This is a genomic window from Ellagibacter isourolithinifaciens (genome assembly GCF_008831035.1).
GTDB lineage: Bacteria > Actinomycetota > Coriobacteriia > Coriobacteriales > Eggerthellaceae > Ellagibacter > Ellagibacter isourolithinifaciens.
On the sequence record NZ_WAJR01000001.1, the window covers coordinates 26,073 to 45,351 of the forward strand.

Sequence of the window (19,279 nt, forward strand, 5' to 3'; positions counted from 1 at the left end):
ATGCGCGCGCTTTTCGAAAGCGCGTGCATCGCGGCATATGCTGCACATCGCAATCCCATTGTTTCGAAACCGACGGAGTAGAGAGAGGTGCGCGTCGTCATGGCACGTGAGCTCACTGATGAGGAAATTGCCCGCGAAGAGAAGTTCCTGAAGGGCGTTCCGCGCGTGAACATTGGCGCGCTTTTCTTGCCGCCCATCTGGGGGCCGGCGCACGGTATGTGGGCTGCCATTTTGTTTTACCCCATCTGGCTTTTCGCCGACAACGCCTTCTACGCGGCTTTTGCGACCCCAAGCGCGCTTTCCATTATGTTCGCGGTGATCGTGTTCGTGCTTCTGACTGCGGCTACGGTGGCCTTTTCCATCGTGAGCCAGCCGTTTGCGGCGCATCGTGCGGCGGAGCGCGGTGTCTCGCGCGAGAAGTATCTCTCGCGCCAGAGGATTTGGGCTGTCGTTTCCGTCATCGTCGGCTGCGTGATGATTGCCGCCGCGACCTACTACAATCTTGTCATCCGTCCGGGATTGGGGGCGTAAGCGTATGGGGGAGAAGAAAGCCGCCGTTTTCTGCGTGGGGAACCGGCTTATGCTCGATGAGGGAGTGGGGCCTGCTGTGTACGATGCCGTGCTGCACGATTACGAGGTCCCTGAAAACGTGCGACTTTTCGATGTCGGTTGCATGAGCCTGGACATGCTTCCCTACGTGGAGAGCTACGACGTGATCATCACGGTCGATGCGGTTGATGGCACGGGCGATGCCCCGGGCACGGTGTACCGCTTCTCGCCCGACGCCATGGCCAGGCATTCCGGGGCGATGGCCTCGCTGCACGATTTGAAGCTCGTCGACCTTTTTGACGCTGCGTCGCTTCTTGGGTACGAGGCCGAAGGCTATTGCCTGGGGATGCAGGTTGCCAACATGTCCCCTTCCGAGTATGCGATGGATTTGACCGAGCCTGTGCGCTCGGCGCTCCCCCTTTTGGTGGAAACGCTCGTCGCCGAGTTGCATCGCCGCGGCTTCTACCTGAAAAAGAGGCCGTTTGCTTCCGAATAGCGCAGGTTGGATTTGCGTTATTTGAGTGTCGCATGATTTCATTTCTCTCGCCCTCGCGGGCGGTGTTCTCGTTGGTTGCTCGGGCAATTCCGACAACGCCGAGAAGAAGTCCGATTCTGCCGCTACCGAGCAGAAGGCTGAGGCCACCGACGAGATCAAGGCTCCCGAGTCCGACGTCGCCATGAAGTACATCACCCCGGCAGATGCCGAGGCTAATCTTGATTCCTCCGATTACGTGTTCATCGACCTGCGCAAGGCCGATGACTACAAGGCGGGTCACATCAAGGGCGCTATCGCGGCTGACGTTGACGCTTGCAAGGGCGGCGACTTCCAGAACGGCGTCGACACGATGAGGGCGGCCCTTAAGGACGCTACCGGTTCCGAGAGCGGCGCGGACAAGAAGCTTGTGCTCATCTGCTACTCCGGCAAGACCTATGCCCAGGCCGGAACCAATGTGCTTTCCGTCATCGGCGCGAACATGGACAACGTGTTCACCCTCGAGGGCGGCATGAAGGCTTGGACCGGCGCAACTGAAGCCTAGTTTCTCCAGGTAGAAATACATGGCTTCCAAGCGCAACGCTTGGGTATCGCGAATCGCCATCGCGGTCGTCGTCGTGGCGGCCTGCTTTTGGATTGCTCGGTCGCTTGGGCGCGAAGCGGTCGAGAAGCTGTGCTCGAAAACGGGACTTGCGACCATCGAGCGGTTTTTCGAGCGGCATGGAGACCAATGCGTGCTCATCGCGCGTCTCCTCCCGTTCGTCTCGTTCGATTTCGTGAGCTACTTTGCGGGTTTGACTTCGATGCCTTTCAAGGGCTTCATGGTCGCGACGGGTATTGGACAGCTTCCGGCGACGATTGTGTACTCCTATGTGGGCGGTATGCTCACTGGTGGTACAAAGATGCTGGTCACAGCCCTGCTTATTCTCTTTGCGCTCGCGGCGCTCGCTGTTTTGGCGCGGCAGCTCTACCGCGAGCATGCATCACGCGGCAAGGAGGGGGCAGACGCGGCGCCGGTGCTCATACTCTGCCAGGCGATGTCGAACCTGCGGGTGAGGTTCCGCCATATCTCGTATGGCGATCAGGGTCTCTTTATCGAGAGGGACCTATTCTTTAAGGCAGGGATGTTTCCCGATGTGCCGCTTATGGAGGATTTCCAATTCGCCTTGAACCTGAAGCGCCTCGGCGAGCCGCTTGGTATGACAAAGCATCGCATCCGCACGTCGGCGCGGCGTTTTCCCGATGGGGAGGTCAATCGCCTTCGGGTGTGGGTAAACATGGCGCGCCTCCGCTCGCGTTATGTGAAGGGGGCGTCGCCCGAGGAGCTTGTCCTCGCGTACGGCAACGTTCGGTAAGTGCTTGCGGGGGGAGTCTTCGCTCGCGGGCGGCTCCAATCGTTATTTCTTGCCGCAGCTCGGGCACAGGTCGGCAAGGAAGCACTCCTCGCATTTTGGCCGCCGCGCGATGCACGTTTCACGCCCGAAGAGCACCCATTGATGGTTGATCGGCCCCCATAAGTCGCGCGGGTAGAGCTTGAGCAGGGCGGTTTCCGTTTTCGCGGGCGTGTCGGCCGAGGGGCCGACGAGTTTCAGCTTGTGCGCGATCCGAAAGACGTGCGTGTCCACGGCGATGCCTTCGACGATTCCGAATGCCTCGTTGAGCACGACATTCGCGGTTTTCCTTCCCACGCCGGGAAGCTTTTGCAGCTCGTCGATATCCCGCGGGACTTCTCCACCGTACTCTGAGACCACCAGTTGGGCGCACTTTACGCAATTCGCGGCCTTCGTGCGATAGAAGCCGATGGCGCGGATGATCTCTTCGACGTCGGTGACGTCGGCCGACGCAAGGTCGGCAGGGGTGGGGTAGCGCTTCCAGAGCGCGGGCGTCACCTTGTTCACGCCTTTGTCGGTCGTTTGCGCGGAAAGTAACACGGCGATGACCAGTCGAAATGGTTCGCCATCGTAATGCAGAGCGCATTCCGCCTTGGGGTAGCGCTCATTCATTCGGCGGGCGATCTCGATGGCTCGCTCGCGTTTCGCGGCGACGGTCTCACGGGGCATGGTTCATCCTTTCCTCTCCGCTGAAAGTATAGCGGCTTCTTCGGGGCTCGAGGGAATGAGTGCACGCCTGAACCCGAATTCTGGCACGAAGCGTGTACTTTTTTGAATCATCGTGATGGTTTGGGAGATGCGGGCATGGGCGGTTGGGGTGCGAAGGCCCGCTGTGATACACTTGCTCTTGGAAAACTCCCTGTTGGGAACAATATCAAAACTGAAGCCGTATTCGCGTTTCCCATCATAAAGGTGCGCGATGCGGCTCTTTGTGCTGTCTGCGGGCTGTTTCGCCCCGCAGATGCTTGGAAGGACGCGCATGCTCATCGATTCGCTGACGTTCGTGCTCGAGAAATCGGGCGCGTTAGATGACTTTTGGGGAAAGCTCGATGCGGGAACCGATGCGACGCTCGGAGTCGCGTCATCTGCGCGTCCCTTCCTCGCGAGCGCTCAGTTCTCCCGCACACCACGCCCGACGCTCGTTGTCGTCGCAGGTGAGGATGCCGCTATTGCCTTTGCTCGCAATATGGCAGCGTATTTGGGGGAAGACCGCGTGCTGCTGTTCCCCGAGCGCTCCGATACCCCCTTTTCCCCGAAAACGCCCGATGCCCGCAAGGTCGCCCGCCGTATGGAGGCCGCCTTCTCGCTTGCATGCAGCAGGCCATGCGTCGTCGTGGCGAGCGCCCGTGCGCTTATCAGGATGATGCCGCCGAAAGACAGCCTTGTGGCGGCGCCCCTCGTGTTCGAGGCAGGGGTTGAACTTGCCGATACGGCGCGGGAAGGTGAGGCGGCGCTTCCAAGCGCGATGCGCGAGCGCTGCTGCGTCGAGGCTTTCGAGGACGTGGCCCGCGCGCTCGAGGATCGCGGCTACGCGAACACCGGCGAGCTCGACGGGCCGGGCACCTTCGCCGTGCATGGAGGCACGATCGACGTCTTCCCTGGTAACCTCACGTACCCCGTGCGCATCGATTTATTCGGAGACGAAGTGGACGAGATCAGGCGCATCGTCCCCTCGACGGGGCAGACCATCTCCCCACTTTCGCGCGTCGAGATATATCCTGTGCGAGAGTACTCCTGTTCAGCGGAGACGATTGCCCGTGCGCGCAAGAAGATCGCAGCGCCTGCCAAATCGAACGCGGTTTTGCGCGACATGCTCGAGAAGCTCGATGGCGGGCTTCGCTTCGAGGGTGCCGACGCGCTGCTCCCGTATCTTTACGATAAGCCGGTGACGCTCGGTGCATGGGCGGGCCCCGATACGATGACGTGCCTTATCGAGCCGCGCTCGCTTTTCGACGATGCGACGCACGCCTACGAGGAAATAGAGGCGCGCGCGAAGGGGACGAAGATTCCCGCGGCGGGGCTCTACGCCGGGCCGACCGCGCTCGACTTCGGCAGGGGCGTTCGCGCGACGTACGTGTCGATCATGCGCGTCGGCGGCACGATTGACGTCGAGCTTCCCGTGAAGCGGGTCGAAGTCGCCGGGCATCCCGACAAGCTGTTCGGTCGCTTGGTGAGCCTCGTCGAGGGGGGCAACACGGTGGCCCTTTGCGCGCCGGAGCCACGCGCGCGCCACGACATCGAGCTCGCGCTCGTCGATAGCGGCATTGCTTTCCAGGAGGCGCTCGACGCGAACTTCTCGGAGTCGGACGGCCTTTCGGGTGACGGGTCGGCGAAGCGTCGTCTTCGCAGGTCAGTCGTTAATGTTGTCGATATCGACGTCCCCTTGGGAATGATCTTCCCGAAGGCGAAGCTCGCGATCGTGGCGCTCTCAGACACCCAGGGCACCCAGTCGACGGCCCGCGCCCGCAGGCGGACCGACATCACGGAGGTGACTTTCCCCTATAAGCCGGGCGACTACGTTGTCCACGCTGCCCACGGCGTCGCCTTCTTCGAGGACCTTGTAAGGCGCGAGATCGACGGCACGGCGCGCGACTATCTGCTTTTGAAGTATGCGGAAGGTGATAAGCTGTTCGTTCCGGTCGAGCAGCTTGACCGCGTGACGCGCTACGTGGGTCCCGAAGGGGCAAGCCCGCGCCTCACTAGGCTGAACACGTCGGATTGGTCGCGTGCGACGGCAAAGGCGCGCAAGGCGACCAAAAAGCTCGCGTTCGATTTGGTCGACGTGTACGCGCGCCGCGCGGCGACGCAGGGCTTCAGCTTCGGCCCGGATACCGCAGCGCAGCGCGAGATGGAGGAGTCGTTCCCCTACGAGGAGACGCCCGACCAGCTCGCGGCCATCGCCGATGTGAAGGTAGACATGCAAAGCTCTCGCCCGATGGACCGTCTCATCTGCGGCGACGTCGGTTTCGGGAAGACGGAGGTCGCCTTGCGCGCAGCCTTCAAGGCGACGCAGGACGGCAAGCAGGTCATGGTCCTCTGCCCGACAACAATCCTAGCGCAACAGCATTTCGCGAACTTCCACGATCGCTTCGCGCCCTTCGGCGTGACGGTCGAGGTGCTCTCGCGTTTCCGTACGCCGGCTGAGCAATCGCGGGCGCTGGCGGGGTTCGCCGACGGCAGCGTGTCGGTGCTCGTCGGCACGCATCGGCTCCTCTCGCGCGATGTGAACCCCTATGACCTGGGGCTGGTGATCATCGACGAGGAGCAGCGCTTCGGCGTGGGCCACAAGGAGCAGATGAAAAACCTGCGCGAGTCGATTGACGTGCTGACGCTCTCGGCGACGCCGATTCCGCGCACCATGCAAATGTCGCTGTCGGGCGTGCGCGATATGAGCCTGATTTTGACGCCGCCGGGTGATCGCAGGCCGGTTGAGGTGCATGTGGGGGAATGGGATCCCGACATCGTCTCCGGCGCTATCAGGCGCGAGCTTGCGCGCGGTGGACAGGTGTACTATGTGAGCAACCGCGTCCATTCGATCGAGGACGCCGTGGCACGCGTGCAGGCAGCGGCGGGCGAGGCGCGCGTCGGCATCGCGCACGGGCAGATGTCGCGCGAAGAGCTCGAGCGCGTGATGGAGGACTTCAGCGCAGGCGAGCTCGATGTGCTCGTGGCGACTACCATTATCGAGAGTGGCATCGACAATCCTCACACGAACACGCTTGTAATCGAGGATTCCCAGCGCCTCGGCTTGGCACAGATGTATCAGCTGAAGGGGCGCGTCGGGCGCTCATCGGTCCAGGCCTACGCATACTTCATGTTCCCCGACAACGTGAACCTGACCGAGGAGGCCGAAGCGCGCCTGACCGCGCTCGACGAGCACACCGAGCTCGGCAGCGGCATGCGCATCGCTATGCGCGACCTCGAGATTCGCGGCGCGGGAAGCCTGCTCGGCGCCGAGCAGTCGGGCAACATGAGCGCGGTCGGCTTCGACCTGTTCGCGCAAATGCTCGAGCAAGCGGTTGCCGCCACGCGCGAGGGCGACGCGGGCGCCGCCGACGGGCTTCCGCCTGCGCTTTCCGACATCACCGTGAACCTGCCGGGCCACACCTACCTGCCGGAAGAATATGTCCCCGATACCGATGAGCGCGTGCTGTGGTACCGAAAGATCGCGTCGGCGGCGACGATGGAGGACGTCGAGGCCATCGAGCAGGACATGCTCGCCAAGCGGCCGGAGATGCCCGCTGCGGCAAGGAACTTGTTCGCGAAGGCGCGCGTGAAGGCGTTTGCGAACGAGCATCATATGAGTACAGTGACGGTTGCCGGCGGAAAGCTCATCGTCGAGCCGGTCACCGTGCCGCGAGACAAGATGGTGCCGATTCGCCGAGCGGGTGGCCGCTATCTTGCGGAGAAACGCAAGCTCACGCTTCCCACTAGGTATTTCAAAGTTGAAGAAGGCGATGCGCTCTTCGGCGCGGTCCTCGATTTCTTAAAGGAGCTCAGCGGTGGGGAAGGGGAGTAGAGAGCGCTTTCTCTTTGGCGTGGTGTGCGCGCTCGCGGGCGGTGCGCTCTGGGGCTTCTCGGGTGCGTGCTCGCAGTACCTGTTCGCGCACTACGACATCGACGCCTCCTTCATCACCGCGGCCCGCATGCTCGGCTCGGGTGCGCTGTTCTTGGTGTTGCTGCTTGCGACGCGCCGCGAGCGCCTTGTTGCGATGCTGCGCGATAGAGCCTCGTTTCGGCACCTCGTCATCTTCGGCGTCTTCGGGCTCTTCGCCTGCCAGTTTTCCTACATCGCCTCGATTGGCTGCACCAATGCCGGTACAGCCACAGTGCTGCAATCGCTCGGTACGGTGTGGGTCATGCTTGCCGCGTGCGCGCTCGCAAAGAAGCCTCCACGCGTAGGAGAGGCGCTAGGGCTTGTGCTTGCCCTGGCCGCAACCTTCCTTATTGCAACGCAAGGCGACCCGTCGAGCCTTGCGCTTCCTGCTGCGGGGCTTGCATGGGGGCTTGTCAACAGCCTTACCGTTGCGATCTACATCATGTATCCCAAGCGCCTTATGTTCGTGTGGGGAACGCTGCCGACGACGGGCATCGGTATGGCTATCGGGGGCGTTGCCGCGGGAATCGCGTGGGCGGCGCCTGCCGCGTGGGGCGGTGCCGTCGTCATGCCTGCCCTCGATGCGACGGGATGGCTTGTCCTTGCCGCCATCGCCGTTTTGGGAACGTTCGCGGCTTTCACGCTGTATCTGCACGGCGTCGCGCTCGTGGGTCCCGTGACGGGCAGCCTGCTCGGCGCCATGGAGCCGGTGAGTGCGACGGTGTTCGCCGCGCTGTGGCTCGGGACTTCGTTCACCGGCTTCGACTGGGCCGGCTTTTTGCTCATGGTGTCGATGATCCTGTTCGTCTCCGTAGCGGGCGGGAAGGAAAAGTCTACCGCGCGCAGGTAGCGCACATCTTCGCGATGCGCCGCCCCGTGTCGTCGGTGATTTCTACAGTGTAGAACCCCAGACGGCGGCCCGATTTATCGACATCGCAGGTAGCGATGAGCTTTTCGCCCTTTGTTGCCGAGAAGTACTCGATGGTGTTGCTCACCGATACGCTCGGGGACTCACCGATGTTGCAGGCGATGGCGAGCGCGAAGTCGGCGAGCGTGAAGATGGCGCCGCCCATCACGTTCCCCGTTGCGTTGCGGTGGATTTCGGTGAGCTTCATCTCGCAGACCGCGTGTCCGCGACTCGCTTCGACGACGGTGCAGCCTGCCGCGCGCGTGGCGAACTGGTCGTTCGCGAAATAGCTCGCCACCTCTTCAAGTGTTGGATTGTCCGAGAGCATTTTCGCCTTCTTCTCTTTGTTATTCGTCGTCAGGTTGGGGGAGCAGCTCGCCGGCATATGCCTCGCGAAGGCTTGCGGCGCCTTGGGGGCAGGCGTTTGTGCACAGCCCGCAGCCGATACACAGGCGCGCTTCGAAGACGAGTTGCCCATCCGTGGGGCTTGGTCTGCGGGCGCCTGTGGGGCACGATTTCGCGCAGGCGAGGCTGTTGTCGCAAAGAGAGGCGTCGGTGGCGGAGAGCATCACGCGCTTGCGCACGGCGACGGCGTCGGAGACGTCCGCCGCTTCGAGCAGCATCCGCTGGCGAGGTGAGAGCGTGCATCGCGTCATGCCCCCCTCGGCGTATGCGTTTTGCTCGGGGGTCCCGACCGCGCCCCCGATGCGCTCGTCGGCGAGCATGTGGTCGCGCTGCTCGTGGAAGGCGCGCAGCGATTCGTTGCGCTTCATGCGGTATGCGCCCGAGGCGATGTCTTCCGCCTGGTCCTTCAAGTCGAGAAGCGCTTCGCGGCGGTCCTTGCCCGATGCGTCGCCAAGCGTTTGCATGAGCGTCAGGGCGACCTGTGCTTCGGGAACGTCGCCGGTGAACGCCACGGTGCACTCGGTGGCGTCTTCTGCTTGCTCGATTGCACGGGAAAAGCGCTCAAGTCCCTGAGAGTTAGTGCGCTTGCATGCCTCGCATTCCTCGAAGATGACGGCGACGGCAAGGTCGATGCCAAGCGCGAGCGCGCAGGTCCAAAGCTCGGGCGGCAGCATCGCAAGGCATGGTAGCACGATCACATTGTCCGCTGGGGTAAAGCTGGAAGGGAGCAGGTACGAGCACGTCAGGATGACCTTCTCGCCCATGAGCGCGATTTTGCGCATCTGCGAGAACACCGCCTCGATTGAGGCGCCGGGAATCGCGAACCCGTCGCACGCACCAACGCATATCCCGCATTTGGTGCAGGCGTGCGCATCGACGGCAGCGGAGGCGTTCGCGATGGCGATAGCCCCCTTCGGGCATGCCTCGATGCACTTCATGCAGCTGGAGCCTTGAGGGCGCGTGCAGAAATCGCGCAGGAAGAGCACCTTGCGCGGAGCGCCCAAGGCGACGCGCAAGGTAGAAGGGGCGCTCGCGGCGGATTGTGCGTCGCGAGCGCCCTGTTCGGTGTCGCTATTCGTTCCCACCGAAAACCTCGGCGGTGACCTGGTCGATGCGCGCGATCACGTCCTCGCGAGGCAAAAGCTCGATCGACTCGAACAGCGGCGGGGAGACCATGTTGCCGCAGACGGCCACGCGCAGCGGCTGCAGCACGAGCTTGAGCTTCATGTTGAGCGCGTCTTCCTCGCCGAGCTCGCGGCATGCGGCCTCGAGAGTTCCCGCTTCCCATGCGCGGCTCTCGTCGGCCAGGATGGCGCGACAGGCTGCAAGCGCCTCGTCGGCGCGCGCGCCTTCCTTCAGAAGCACCTTCTTCACGCTCTTCTCGTCGAGCGCCTCAACGCGGGGGCCCCAGAACATGTATGCCAGCTTGTCGGCAGCGTCGACAAGGCGCGTCTCACGCTCGGCAACGAGCGGATAGAGCTTCTCGTAAAACTCGGGGCGGTTCGCGATGTCCGCCGCAGTCTCGCGGATTTCCTCCTCGGAGATCTCGGCATCGGCGGCAACGCCCGCGCGGGCGCGCGCAAGCCAAGGAACGCTCGCGTCAATCCAGTCCCCGGCGCTCATCTCCTTGATGTACTGGCCGTTCATCCACTCGAGCTTCGTTTCGTCGAACACGGCGTCCTTTTTCGTGATGCGGTCGAGCGAGAACTCGCTGCACAGCACATCGCGGCTGATGAGCGTCGTTTCTCCATCGAGCGACCAACCGAGAAGGGCCAGGAAGTTCACCATCGCGTCGGGCAGGAAGCCGCGGTCGCGGAACTCCTCGACGCTCGCAGCGCCGTGGCGCTTGGAGAGCTTCTTCCCGTCGGGGCCTAAGATCATCGACAGGTGCGCGAAGGTGGGCACGTCGTAGCCGAGCGCCTCGTAGATGAGGATCTGGCGCGGGGTGTTCGAGAGGTGGTCGTCGCCGCGGATAACGTGCGTGATTCCCATGTTCGCGTCGTCGCATACGACCGCGAAGTTGTAGGTGGGCGTTCCGTCGGTTCGCACGACGATCATGTCGTCCATAACGTCGGCGGGGAAGGAGACGTGTCCGTACACGGCGTCGTCAAACTCGATGGGGCCGTGGTCAAGCGGCACCTTCAGGCGCCAAACATGCGGTTCGCCTGCGTCGATGCGGCGCTGCGCCTCGGCGGGGTCGATGTCGCGGCACGTGCGATCGTATCCCGCGTAGCCGCCTTCCTCCGCTTCCGCCTTCGCGCGCTTCTGGTCGAGCAGTTCTTTCGAGCAGAAGCAGGGGTAGACCGCCCCGCGGTTCTTCAGACGCTCGAGCGCGGTCTTGTAGGTGTCGAAGCGCTGGGTCTGGAAGTAAGGGCCCGCGTCGCCGCCGACTTCAGGACCTTCGTCCCAGTCGAGGTTGAGCCACTTCATGGCGTTCAGGATGACCTGGACGTTCTCTTCGGTCGAGCGTTCGGGGTCGGTGTCCTCGATGCGCAGGATGAAGGTGCCGCCCATCGCGCGGGCGAATGCCCAGTTATAGATTGCGGTGCGCGCGCCGCCGACATGCAGACGCCCCGTGGGCGAGGGTGCGAAGCGTACGCGTACGGGTTTGTCAGTCACGGATTCCTCTTTCGTCTTTTGGAAGTCGTTTCAACCTGCATATGATACTCGCTTTCGCGCCTGATGGCGGGGATTGCACCGTATTGCGACAATCTACGTCGGGATCTCGGCGAAGGTGGCGCGAAGCTAGGCGTGGCGCAGCGCGAAGCCCGCGATTGCCGAAACGGCGCTCACGGCGATCGTCGTGGCAAGCCAGATTGCTCCCATGCCGATCCAGAAGGGCTCGGGGTACATGGTGATGAGCAGCGAGTCGGCGCTGAACACCCAGCTGCCCTGCGCAAAGAACAAGCTGTGGAACACGGCGAACAGCCCTTCGAAGTCGATAGCGGCCCATATTCCCAAGATGGCGAAAATCGCAATCGTTCCCAAACCCGCGCAGAGCAAGACCGTCCCGAGCGTTCTTCTTCCGCTCGCGCACCCGACGCCCACGGCGGTGAGCGCGGCCGCGATGAACACGCCCAGCACGACGGGTTCGGCTGTCGCAAGAACGCCGAATACGTCGTCAAGGTGTTCGATCGCCTCGGGGTCGAGCACGTAGGTGTCGGACGCCTGCGCGAGCAGCATGTCCACGTTCTCGCTGCTCGGCTGCAGCGTGCGCATGCGCGCCAGGTCGTCGGCCTCGTCGTAGGATCCCCCGAACGTGTTCGCGAGGCCGAAGAACAGCGAGGTCGAAGCAGCGTTTGCCGCGTCGGCTCCGCTCACCTTGTCTCGCGCTGCCATCTCGTCCCACAAGGCGGTGTCAAGCGAGCCGCGGTGTGCGCGCCCGTCGGCTTCCGCTTGCGCGTTGATATCGTAAATGGCCTGGTTGAGGGCGAATCTGTCGTTTTTATCAAAGGTATAGCGCTTTCCCGCGAGCGCCATGTCGCAAAGCTCCTCGTGCGAAAACGGCGTCGTCGGGTTGGTGGTCCCGGCATATGCATCGGCAAGCGAAGCCGTCGCGTCGTCGGGGACGGCGACAGCGACGAACCCGGCAGCAACGAAGCTTGTCGCAAGGCAGATCGCGCACACCACCGACACGATGCGGTTTCCCAAGCCCATGCGAGCGCCTTCCTACTCGTCGACCCAGATGGTTGCCGCGGTGATGCCGCGCATGGGCTTCGAGATGGTAGGCAGAGGCCCCAGGCGGCTGAACACGCCCTGGAAGCGCCCGTTGTAGCAGTAGAGCCCCTCCAGGTTGTTGTACAGAGCGCCCGCGCGGTCGACTTCCTCGTCGGAGAGGCTCTCGATGTCGTGGTCGGGCTCTAAGATGTGCGTCTTGTACGGCGTGATGTAGCGCTGCACCAGGAATGGCGCGCCTGCGGCACCGTTAGCGAAGCGGTCGATGATCTCGTCCCACTTCTCCTGCGTTTGGAAGCATCCGGCGTACACGTCGGCGGCACCGTAGGCGTCGGTCGGCTTCACGATCCAGGCGTCCTTGTTCGCGCGCACCTCGTCAAGGTCGATCTCGCTCGAGTCGAGGTAGCGCGTCTTGGGGACGGTGCGCGCGACGAATGCGTTCTCCTCGTCGGTGAGGAATGCCTGCGTCTTCGGGTGGAAAAGCGCCTCGCAAATCTGTTTGTCGTGCACGATGTGCCCGGCAAAGCTGCCGATGAGCGCCACTTTCTGCGCGCGCACGGCCTCGATGAGCGCCTGCGAGTCGTCCCAGAACTCGAGCACGTCGTTGGTGACGCAGCGGCGCCAGATGGCATGCACGGGTTGGCCCTGCGCATCGTGGAGCACCTCGCCGTCGAAGGTGAGGTCGCGCACGTCGCATACGCAGCACGGGTAGCCGTGTTCCTCGAACTTCTTTGCGAACAGGTGGAACTCGTCTACGACGCCATTTTGCAGGTAGTCGCAGATGGCGAAGCGGGGATGCTCGACGCGTCCCTTGTAGGTATTGTAGATGCTGGTGAAGTCCTCCACCCAGGCATCGAAGAGCTCGCAAGGCTCGACTTTGTGGCGGCGCGCGAACTCCTGGAGGGTCTTCGCGTTCGCGAGCGAGTTGGTGATCTCGCGGTTCTCGTTCATGCCCGAGGATCCGTCGCCGTTGAACTCGCAGAAGGCGACTTCCCCGGTCTCTTCGTCGAGGAAGATGTCGAAGCGCGCGAAGGGGAGCACGGCGTCATAGCCGCGCGGCACCAAGATGAGCTCGGCTAAGCGCGGGTCGTAGTCGAAGATGGTGCGGTAGTCGGGGTCTTCGAGGTAGTGCTCGATCACCTTGCAAAGAATGCGGTGCGTCGTCTCGACCGTGGTGCGCATGATCTCGCGCGTGCGTCGATCGTAGAGGCGCGGTACGAAAGAGGTGGAAATCACCTGATGGTGCACGATAGCGGTGGAATTCTTCATGTAATCATAGGCGGCACGGCGGCTCTCGATGTCGCCGCCCAAGCTCTCCATGATGTCGAAATACTCTTGCGTGTAGGCGTTGTTGCTCAGCATGCCCGCTCCTTCCGAGGGGGTGTCGGTCTGTCGTGATGAGTGTAGCATTGCAAGGCCCCGGCGAGGCGGCGGGATGCCGATGGAATGCTGATGGGGCTGCGGGCGTCATGAGCCCGACGTATTGGGAAGGGTGGCGGGGAGAAGCTCCGCGAAACGGCTGCGGTTGAGAATTGTTTCTTTTTTGTTCTCAATTAGAATAGACAACGATGTGGTAAAGTACCGCGTGCATAAACGAGGGCGCACAAATTGCGTCCGCGAACATCCGTTTATCAAGAGTCGGGGGAGAGAGTTGGCTCTGCGATCCCGACACCAACCTGGCGTTGTGCCAAGGTGGTCCGGCCGACAACGATGAAGGAGGAGCTTCATGGCCGAAGAACAGCATTCTACGTATCTATTCACGTCCGAATCGGTGACTGAGGGTCACCCGGACAAGATCTGCGATCAGATTTCCGACGCGATTCTCGACGCGATTCTCGAGAAGGAAACCGAGCTTCAAAAACAGGGCTACATCTCGCCGTCGGGTCAGCCCGCCGACGTGTCGAAGGTACGTTGCGCCTGCGAGACCATGACCACGACGGGCATGGTCGTCGTGGCGGGCGAGATCCGCACGCAGGCCTATGTCGACGTGCCGGCCATCGTGCGCAACGTCATCTGCGAGATTGGCTACGATCGCGCGAAGTACGGCTTCGATGGCACGACCTGCGGCGTTCTGAACGCCATCCACGAGCAGTCGCCCGACATCGCGCAGGGCGTCGACGAGTCGTTCGAGGCGCAGCACGGCGAGGTGGAAGACGTCTACGAGACGGTCGGTGCGGGCGATCAGGGCATGATGTTCGGCTATGCCTGCAAGGAGACAAAGACCCTTATGCCGATGCCGATTTACCTGGCACAGCGCATGAGCGAGCGTTTGGCGAAGGTGCGCAAGGACGGAACGCTGCCCTACTTGCGTCCCGATGGCAAGACGCAGGTTTCGGTGCGCTACGTCGACGGCGCCCCCGTGAATGTGGAGAAGGTCGTCGTATCCACGCAGCATGCCGAGGACATCGACAACGCCACGCTGCGCCGCGACGTGACCGAGCAAGTCATCAAGCCCGTGCTCGCTGACGAGGGGGTCGAGCTCGCCGAGGGCGCCGAGATCCACATCAACCCGACCGGCCGCTTCGTCATCGGCGGACCTATGGGCGACTGTGGTCTTACCGGCCGCAAGATCATCGTCGACACCTACGGCGGCATGGGCCGTCACGGCGGCGGCGCGTTCTCCGGCAAGGACTGCACGAAGGTTGACCGCTCCGCTGCTTACGCCGCTCGTTGGGTTGCGAAGAACGTGGTGGCTGCTGACCTGGCCGATCGCTGTGAAATCCAGGTTGCTTACGCTATCGGCGTCGCGAAGCCGGTCTCCATCATGGTCGAGACGTTCGGCACGGCGCACGTTCCCGAGGCCGATATCGAGCGTGCGGTGAACGAGGTCTTCGACCTGCGCCCGGGCGCCATCATCGACGACCTCGACCTGCGTCGCCCCATCTATCGCAAGACGGCCGCCTATGGTCACTTCGGCCGCGAGCTTCCCGAGTTCACCTGGGAGAAAACCGATCGCGCGGATGCGCTTCGCGCTGCGTGCGGTCTCGCCTAGCTGCGCTCTTCCGCGACAGCCTTTCAATTCCTCGCGCCGCCTTCCCACCTTCGCAGGATCGGGAAGGCGGCGTTTTGCTGAAGGCGGCGATTCGGGTCGTGCGCCCGCGGTGCTTTCGCTATACTTGACGGCATGAAACTTGCCTCCGTTATTCTCGATATTCCAACGCAAGCGCTTGACGCGCCTTATACCTATGCTCTGCCCGCCACGGACGGGGAGGATTCGGCATGCGCTTATTCTTCTGCATCTGCCCAGATGGAGAGCTTGTTTGAGGACGATGCCCTCACGGGCGGCGTTGTGGACGCAGACGCGGTTGATGCCGCTTCTGAGGTCGGTCTCCGTGCGGCCGAGCGCTCCGGTTTAGCGAGTGGCGGGGCGGAGGGCACCTGTGGGTTGGGCGCAGGCGTCGACGATGCTTCTCCTCGCTCTCGCGACTACCCCGTTGAAGTCGGCTGCGCGGTGCTTGTGCCTTTCGGCAGGCGCCAGGCGGTGGGGTTCGTCATCGATGTCTTCGAGGCGGGGCTCCCAGGAGATGAAACGTGGCCTTCCAGCCTCGATGCGCGCAAGTTGAAATCAATCGTTCGAGGCCTATCGAAGCCTTACTTCGACGAGGAGGGAGCAGCGTGCGCCCAATGGCTTGCGAATCGCTACATCGCGCCGCTTTCCTCTTGCGTTCGCCTGTTCACGCCTCCGGGGGGCATCCCGCGGATGGTGCATGGCCGCGATGGCCGATGGCGCTTGGAGGAGCAAAAGATTGGGGAAGTAGACGACCGCTGGGTCGTCGCCGGTCCTGAGCTTTCCACGTTCGAGCCGCGCAAGAACGCCGTTCGCCAGGAGGCGATCGTGGCGGCCGTGCGGACGGGCGAGCTGCGCGTGTCCGAGCTATCGGCCCAGATGGGAGCAATCTCGTCCACCCTGCGCGCCCTCGAGTCGAAAGGCGTCGTGCGCATCGTTCGCCGCCGCCGCATGCGGGGGGCTGACGGTGCGCTCGGCAGTTTGCCGGGTGTTGCGGTGAGCGGCACGCTCGCCGAAACTTCCGACGGCACGCCTTCTGCTTCAATCTCTATCGCGTCCACCATCGCGTCCGATGGCTTCACCCCCTCGCCGAAGCCTGTGCTCACGCCGGGGCAGGAAAGTGCCCTCGCGGTCATCGACCGCGCGCGCGAGCGTGCCTGCGGCGAGGTGGTCGTTGTCGACGGCGTCACGGGTTCGGGTAAAACCGAGCTCTACCTGCGCGCCATCGAGAAGACGCTTGCCGAGGGGCGCACGGCCTGCGTGCTTGTGCCCGAGATCTCGCTTACGCCGCAGACGGTGGGTCGCTTCCGCGGCCGCTTCGGCGATCTGGTCGCGGTCATGCACTCGCGCATGAGCCAGGGGGAGCGCTACGACCAGTGGGACTTCATCAAAAGCGGCGCGGCGCGCGTCGTGGTGGGGGCGAGAAGCGCCCTGTTCACGCCGCTTTCGAACATCGGGCTCATCGTGATCGACGAGGAACACGAAGGCTCCTACAAGCAGGATTCTGCGCCGCGCTACGATGCGCGCGAGGTGGCGCGCTGGATGGTGGAGCGCTCGGGCGGCGTGCTCGTCATGGGCTCGGCCACGCCTTCCATTGAGGCGCTCTATGCCTGTGGGCAGGGCGGGAGCTGGACGAAAGTCGATCTGCCCGATCGCGCGAACGGCAAGCCCCTGCCGGCGGTCGAGGTCGTGGACATGGCGGCGGAATTTCGCGGTGGCTCGCGGGCGATGTTCTCGCGCAAGCTCGTCGAGGGGCTTCGCAGCGAGCTTTCCCTCGGGCGCAAGGCTGTGCTGCTCTTGAACCAACGCGGCTTCGCGAAGTTCCTTTTGTGCCGCGACTGCGGGTTCGTGCCCGCCTGCCCCTCGTGCGACACCTCGCTCACCTATCACGAGCGCGGCCGCATGCTCGTGTGCCACCATTGCGGGCACACCGAGATTGCGCCTGCCGTTTGCCCCGAGTGCGGAAGCCCGTACCTGAAGAAGTTCGGCGCGGGAACCCAGCGCGTCGAGGCCGAGCTGCGCGCACTGCTCGACGGGATGCCGGGCGTCGGCCCTGACGTGCCCATCATCCGCATGGACGCCGACACCACGAGCGGCAAAGGGGCCCACGAGCGCCTCCTCGAGCAGTTTGCCGGATCGGATGCTGCCGTGCTTTTGGGAACGCAGATGATCGCGAAAGGGCTCGACTTCGAGGACGTGACGCTTGTGGGCGTGATCAACGCCGACACCCAGCTCCACCTTCCCGATTATCGAGCTGCTGAGCGCACGTTTTCCCTGATTGAGCAGGTGGCAGGTCGCGCCGGGCGTGCCGACTTGCCGGGGCGCGTGCTCGTTCAGACCTACGAGGCCGACAACGTCGCCATCCGCGCCGCCGCCACCTACGACCGCGAGCGGTTCCTTCGCGCGGAGCTCCCGAAGCGGCGCATCCTTCTCTACCCGCCGTTCGTCCGAATGGCCAACGTTCTTGTCTGGGGAAGGGACGAGCCCTCTGTGCGCACGACCGCCGAAAGGCTGTTCACCGAGCTTGAGTCGCATATCCGCGACTTCGGCGGTGACGGGTGGTCCGTCCTTCCCGCGAGCCCGTGCGTTCTCGCGAAGCTGCGCGGCGTGTACCGCTGGCATGTCGTGGTGAAATGCCCGCCCGAGGACGATCTTTCTCGCGTGATAGCCCCGCTGTTCCGCGCTCGTGCGCCCGAGGCGGACGTGAACGTTGCCGTTGACATCGACCCGAACGATTTATTGTGACATTCAAACACATTCGGCTCGATTTATGGTATATTTTATCGCTGTGTATTTGCGCCCGGTTGCGGTTTAGCCCCGGGCGTTCTTATCCAGAAAGGACTATCACGTGGCAAAGGATTCCCAGAAATTATCGAAGAAGACTGCCGAAGAACCGAAAGACCTTTCCAATCCCGAAGAGATTCTCGAGGAGGACGAGCTCGATGAGGATCCCGAAGAGGGAGAGCCTCCTGTAAGCGAGGTTTCCGAAGCCTCCGACACCACGCTCGACGAAGACAAGATTGAGGCTGGCATCGACGAGGAGGAAGACCTGCTCGAGGGCATTCCCGAAGAAGAACTTAAAGCGACCACCGATGTGCAGCTGCCGAAGGTGACGACGGCCCGCAGCAAGCGCCGTGCGACCCGCAAGCGCGCAAACGACGGCGGCGTGACCATGCTCACAGGCGACCCGGTTCGCATGTACCTGAAGGAAATCGGCAAGGTGCCGCTGCTCACCGCTGCCGAGGAAATCGACCTCGCCATGAAGATCGAGGCGGGCGTCGCTGCGGGCGAGCAGCTTGAGAAGGCCGACGCCGGCGAAATCGAGCTCGAGAGGCGCGACCTTCGCCGCCTGACTCGCATCGAGGAAGTCGGTTTCGACGCGAAGCAGCAGCTCATCGAGGCAAACCTGCGCCTTGTCGTGTCCATCGCGAAACGCTACGTGGGCCGCGGCATGCTCTTCCTCGACCTTATCCAGGAGGGCAACCTGGGTCTTATCCGCGCTGTCGAGAAGTTCGACTACCGCAAGGGATTCAAGTTCTCCACGTATGCCACCTGGTGGATTCGCCAGGCCATTACGCGCGCCATCGCCGACCAGGCTCGCACCATCCGCATTCCCGTGCACATGGTCGAGACGATCAACAAGCTCGTGCGCATCCAGCGCCAGCTTCTCCAGGAGCTTGGTCGCGAACCTACTCCGAAGGAAATCGGAGATGTGATGGGGTTGCCTGAGGAGCGCGTCCGCGAGATCCAGAAGATCTCGCAGGAGCCGGTGAGCCTCGAGACGCCGATCGGCGAGGAAGAGGATTCCCAGCTCGGCGACTTCATCGAGGACGACGCCGCCGTGGTGCCTCCCGACGCCGCGAGCTTCAGCATGCTCCAAGAGCAGCTCGGCAAGGTGCTCGACGGCCTCGCGGAGCGCGAGCGCAAGGTCATCAGCCTGCGCTTCGGTTTGGAAGATGGCCATCCGCGCACACTTGAGGAGGTCGGACGCGAGTTCGGCGTCACGCGCGAGCGCATCCGCCAGATCGAGAGCAAGACGCTCGCGAAGCTGCGCCACCCGAGCCGCTCGAGCAAGTTGAAGGATTATTTGGAAGATTAATCCTTGCCGCTTAGACAAACGTCGATTGATGCGATGCTGCGAGAGCCCCTCGTCACCGACTCGATCGCTTTGAGGCTGCCCCTTGCGCACTGAGCGCTTCGGGAGCCTTGTGCGATGCTGGTGCGACGAGGGGCTTTCTTGTCGAATCGCTTACCC

General features: G+C 63.0%; 15 protein-coding genes and 1 riboswitch. Of the genes, 9 read left to right on the top strand and 6 right to left on the bottom strand.

All coding sequences use genetic code 11. The features are described from left to right. Positions 1-99: 99 nt before the first annotated feature. Genes F8C90_RS00125 through F8C90_RS00140 form a run of 4 tightly spaced genes read left to right on the top strand, consistent with a single transcriptional unit; the run spans position 100 to position 2,397 of the window. Positions 100-531, top strand: a complete 432-nt coding sequence (locus F8C90_RS00125) for a viscotoxin-A3 (protein ID WP_158048420.1) — start codon at positions 100-102, stop codon at positions 529-531. Positions 532-535: 4 nt separating this feature from the next. Further along, the gene (locus tag F8C90_RS00130) at positions 536-1,045 is read left to right on the top strand and encodes a hydrogenase maturation protease (protein WP_158048421.1); all 510 of its coding nucleotides are present in this window, start codon (positions 536-538) and stop codon (positions 1,043-1,045) included. Positions 1,046-1,070: 25 nt separating this feature from the next. Beyond that, on the top strand, positions 1,071-1,586 hold the full coding sequence (locus tag F8C90_RS00135; protein ID WP_158048422.1) for a rhodanese-like domain-containing protein: 516 nt from the start codon (positions 1,071-1,073) through the stop codon (positions 1,584-1,586). A 19-nt stretch (positions 1,587-1,605) separates the two neighbouring features. Further along, positions 1,606-2,397 (top strand): VTT domain-containing protein, encoded by a 792-nt coding sequence (locus F8C90_RS00140; protein ID WP_158048423.1) that lies wholly within the window; start codon positions 1,606-1,608, stop codon positions 2,395-2,397. A 42-nt stretch (positions 2,398-2,439) separates the two neighbouring features. Here the strand turns inward: F8C90_RS00140 and nth are convergent, their stop codons facing one another. Further along, on the bottom strand, positions 2,440-3,102 hold the full coding sequence (nth, locus tag F8C90_RS00145) for an endonuclease III (RefSeq protein WP_158048424.1): 663 nt from the start codon (positions 3,100-3,102) through the stop codon (positions 2,440-2,442). Between the two features lie 310 nt (positions 3,103-3,412). Here nth and mfd point away from each other — a divergent pair, with 310 nt between their 5' ends. Further along, entirely contained in the window at positions 3,413-6,952 is a 3,540-nt protein-coding gene (mfd, locus tag F8C90_RS00150) for a transcription-repair coupling factor (RefSeq protein ID WP_158048425.1), read from the top strand. After that, a complete protein-coding gene (locus tag F8C90_RS00155; RefSeq protein WP_158048426.1) occupies positions 6,936-7,880 on the top strand; it encodes a DMT family transporter in 945 nt (314 codons plus the stop codon). Before mfd ends, F8C90_RS00155 begins: the two co-directional genes overlap by 17 nt. Here the strand turns inward: F8C90_RS00155 and F8C90_RS00160 are convergent. From F8C90_RS00160 to F8C90_RS00180, 5 genes are all read right to left on the bottom strand, one after another. Further along, the gene (locus F8C90_RS00160) at positions 7,864-8,265 is read right to left on the bottom strand and encodes a PaaI family thioesterase (protein WP_158048608.1); all 402 of its coding nucleotides are present in this window, start codon (positions 8,263-8,265) and stop codon (positions 7,864-7,866) included. The genes F8C90_RS00155 and F8C90_RS00160 overlap by 17 nt on opposite strands. A gap of 19 nt (positions 8,266-8,284) precedes the next feature. Continuing rightward, complete coding sequence (locus F8C90_RS00165) at positions 8,285-9,427, bottom strand: 4Fe-4S binding protein (RefSeq protein ID WP_158048427.1); 1,143 nt, start codon at positions 9,425-9,427, stop codon at positions 8,285-8,287. Continuing rightward, on the bottom strand, positions 9,414-10,961 hold the full coding sequence (gene gltX / locus F8C90_RS00170) for a glutamate--tRNA ligase (protein WP_158048428.1): 1,548 nt from the start codon (positions 10,959-10,961) through the stop codon (positions 9,414-9,416). The genes F8C90_RS00165 and gltX overlap by 14 nt, the downstream gene beginning before the upstream one ends. 126 nt (positions 10,962-11,087) lie before the next feature. Then, positions 11,088-11,999, bottom strand: coding sequence for a lipoprotein intramolecular transacylase Lit (locus F8C90_RS00175; protein ID WP_158048429.1), 912 nt, complete (start codon positions 11,997-11,999; stop codon positions 11,088-11,090). A 12-nt stretch (positions 12,000-12,011) separates the two neighbouring features. Next, positions 12,012-13,379, bottom strand: a complete 1,368-nt coding sequence (locus F8C90_RS00180; protein WP_158048430.1) for a circularly permuted type 2 ATP-grasp protein — start codon at positions 13,377-13,379, stop codon at positions 12,012-12,014. A gap of 263 nt (positions 13,380-13,642) precedes the next feature. After that, a riboswitch (SAM riboswitch) is annotated at positions 13,643-13,734 on the top strand. A 9-nt stretch (positions 13,735-13,743) separates the two neighbouring features. On the opposite strand from F8C90_RS00180, the gene metK reads away from it, so the two are divergent. From metK to rpoD, 3 genes are all read left to right on the top strand, one after another. Further along, on the top strand, positions 13,744-15,009 hold the full coding sequence (gene metK / locus F8C90_RS00185; protein ID WP_158048431.1) for a methionine adenosyltransferase: 1,266 nt from the start codon (positions 13,744-13,746) through the stop codon (positions 15,007-15,009). 255 nt (positions 15,010-15,264) lie between these two features. Further along, positions 15,265-17,769, top strand: coding sequence for a replication restart helicase PriA (gene priA, locus F8C90_RS00190; protein ID WP_158048432.1), 2,505 nt, complete (start codon positions 15,265-15,267; stop codon positions 17,767-17,769). 175 nt (positions 17,770-17,944) lie between these two features. Beyond that, a complete protein-coding gene (rpoD, locus tag F8C90_RS00195) occupies positions 17,945-19,123 on the top strand; it encodes an RNA polymerase sigma factor RpoD (RefSeq protein ID WP_246155725.1) in 1,179 nt (392 codons plus the stop codon). Positions 19,124-19,279 lie beyond the last annotated feature (156 nt).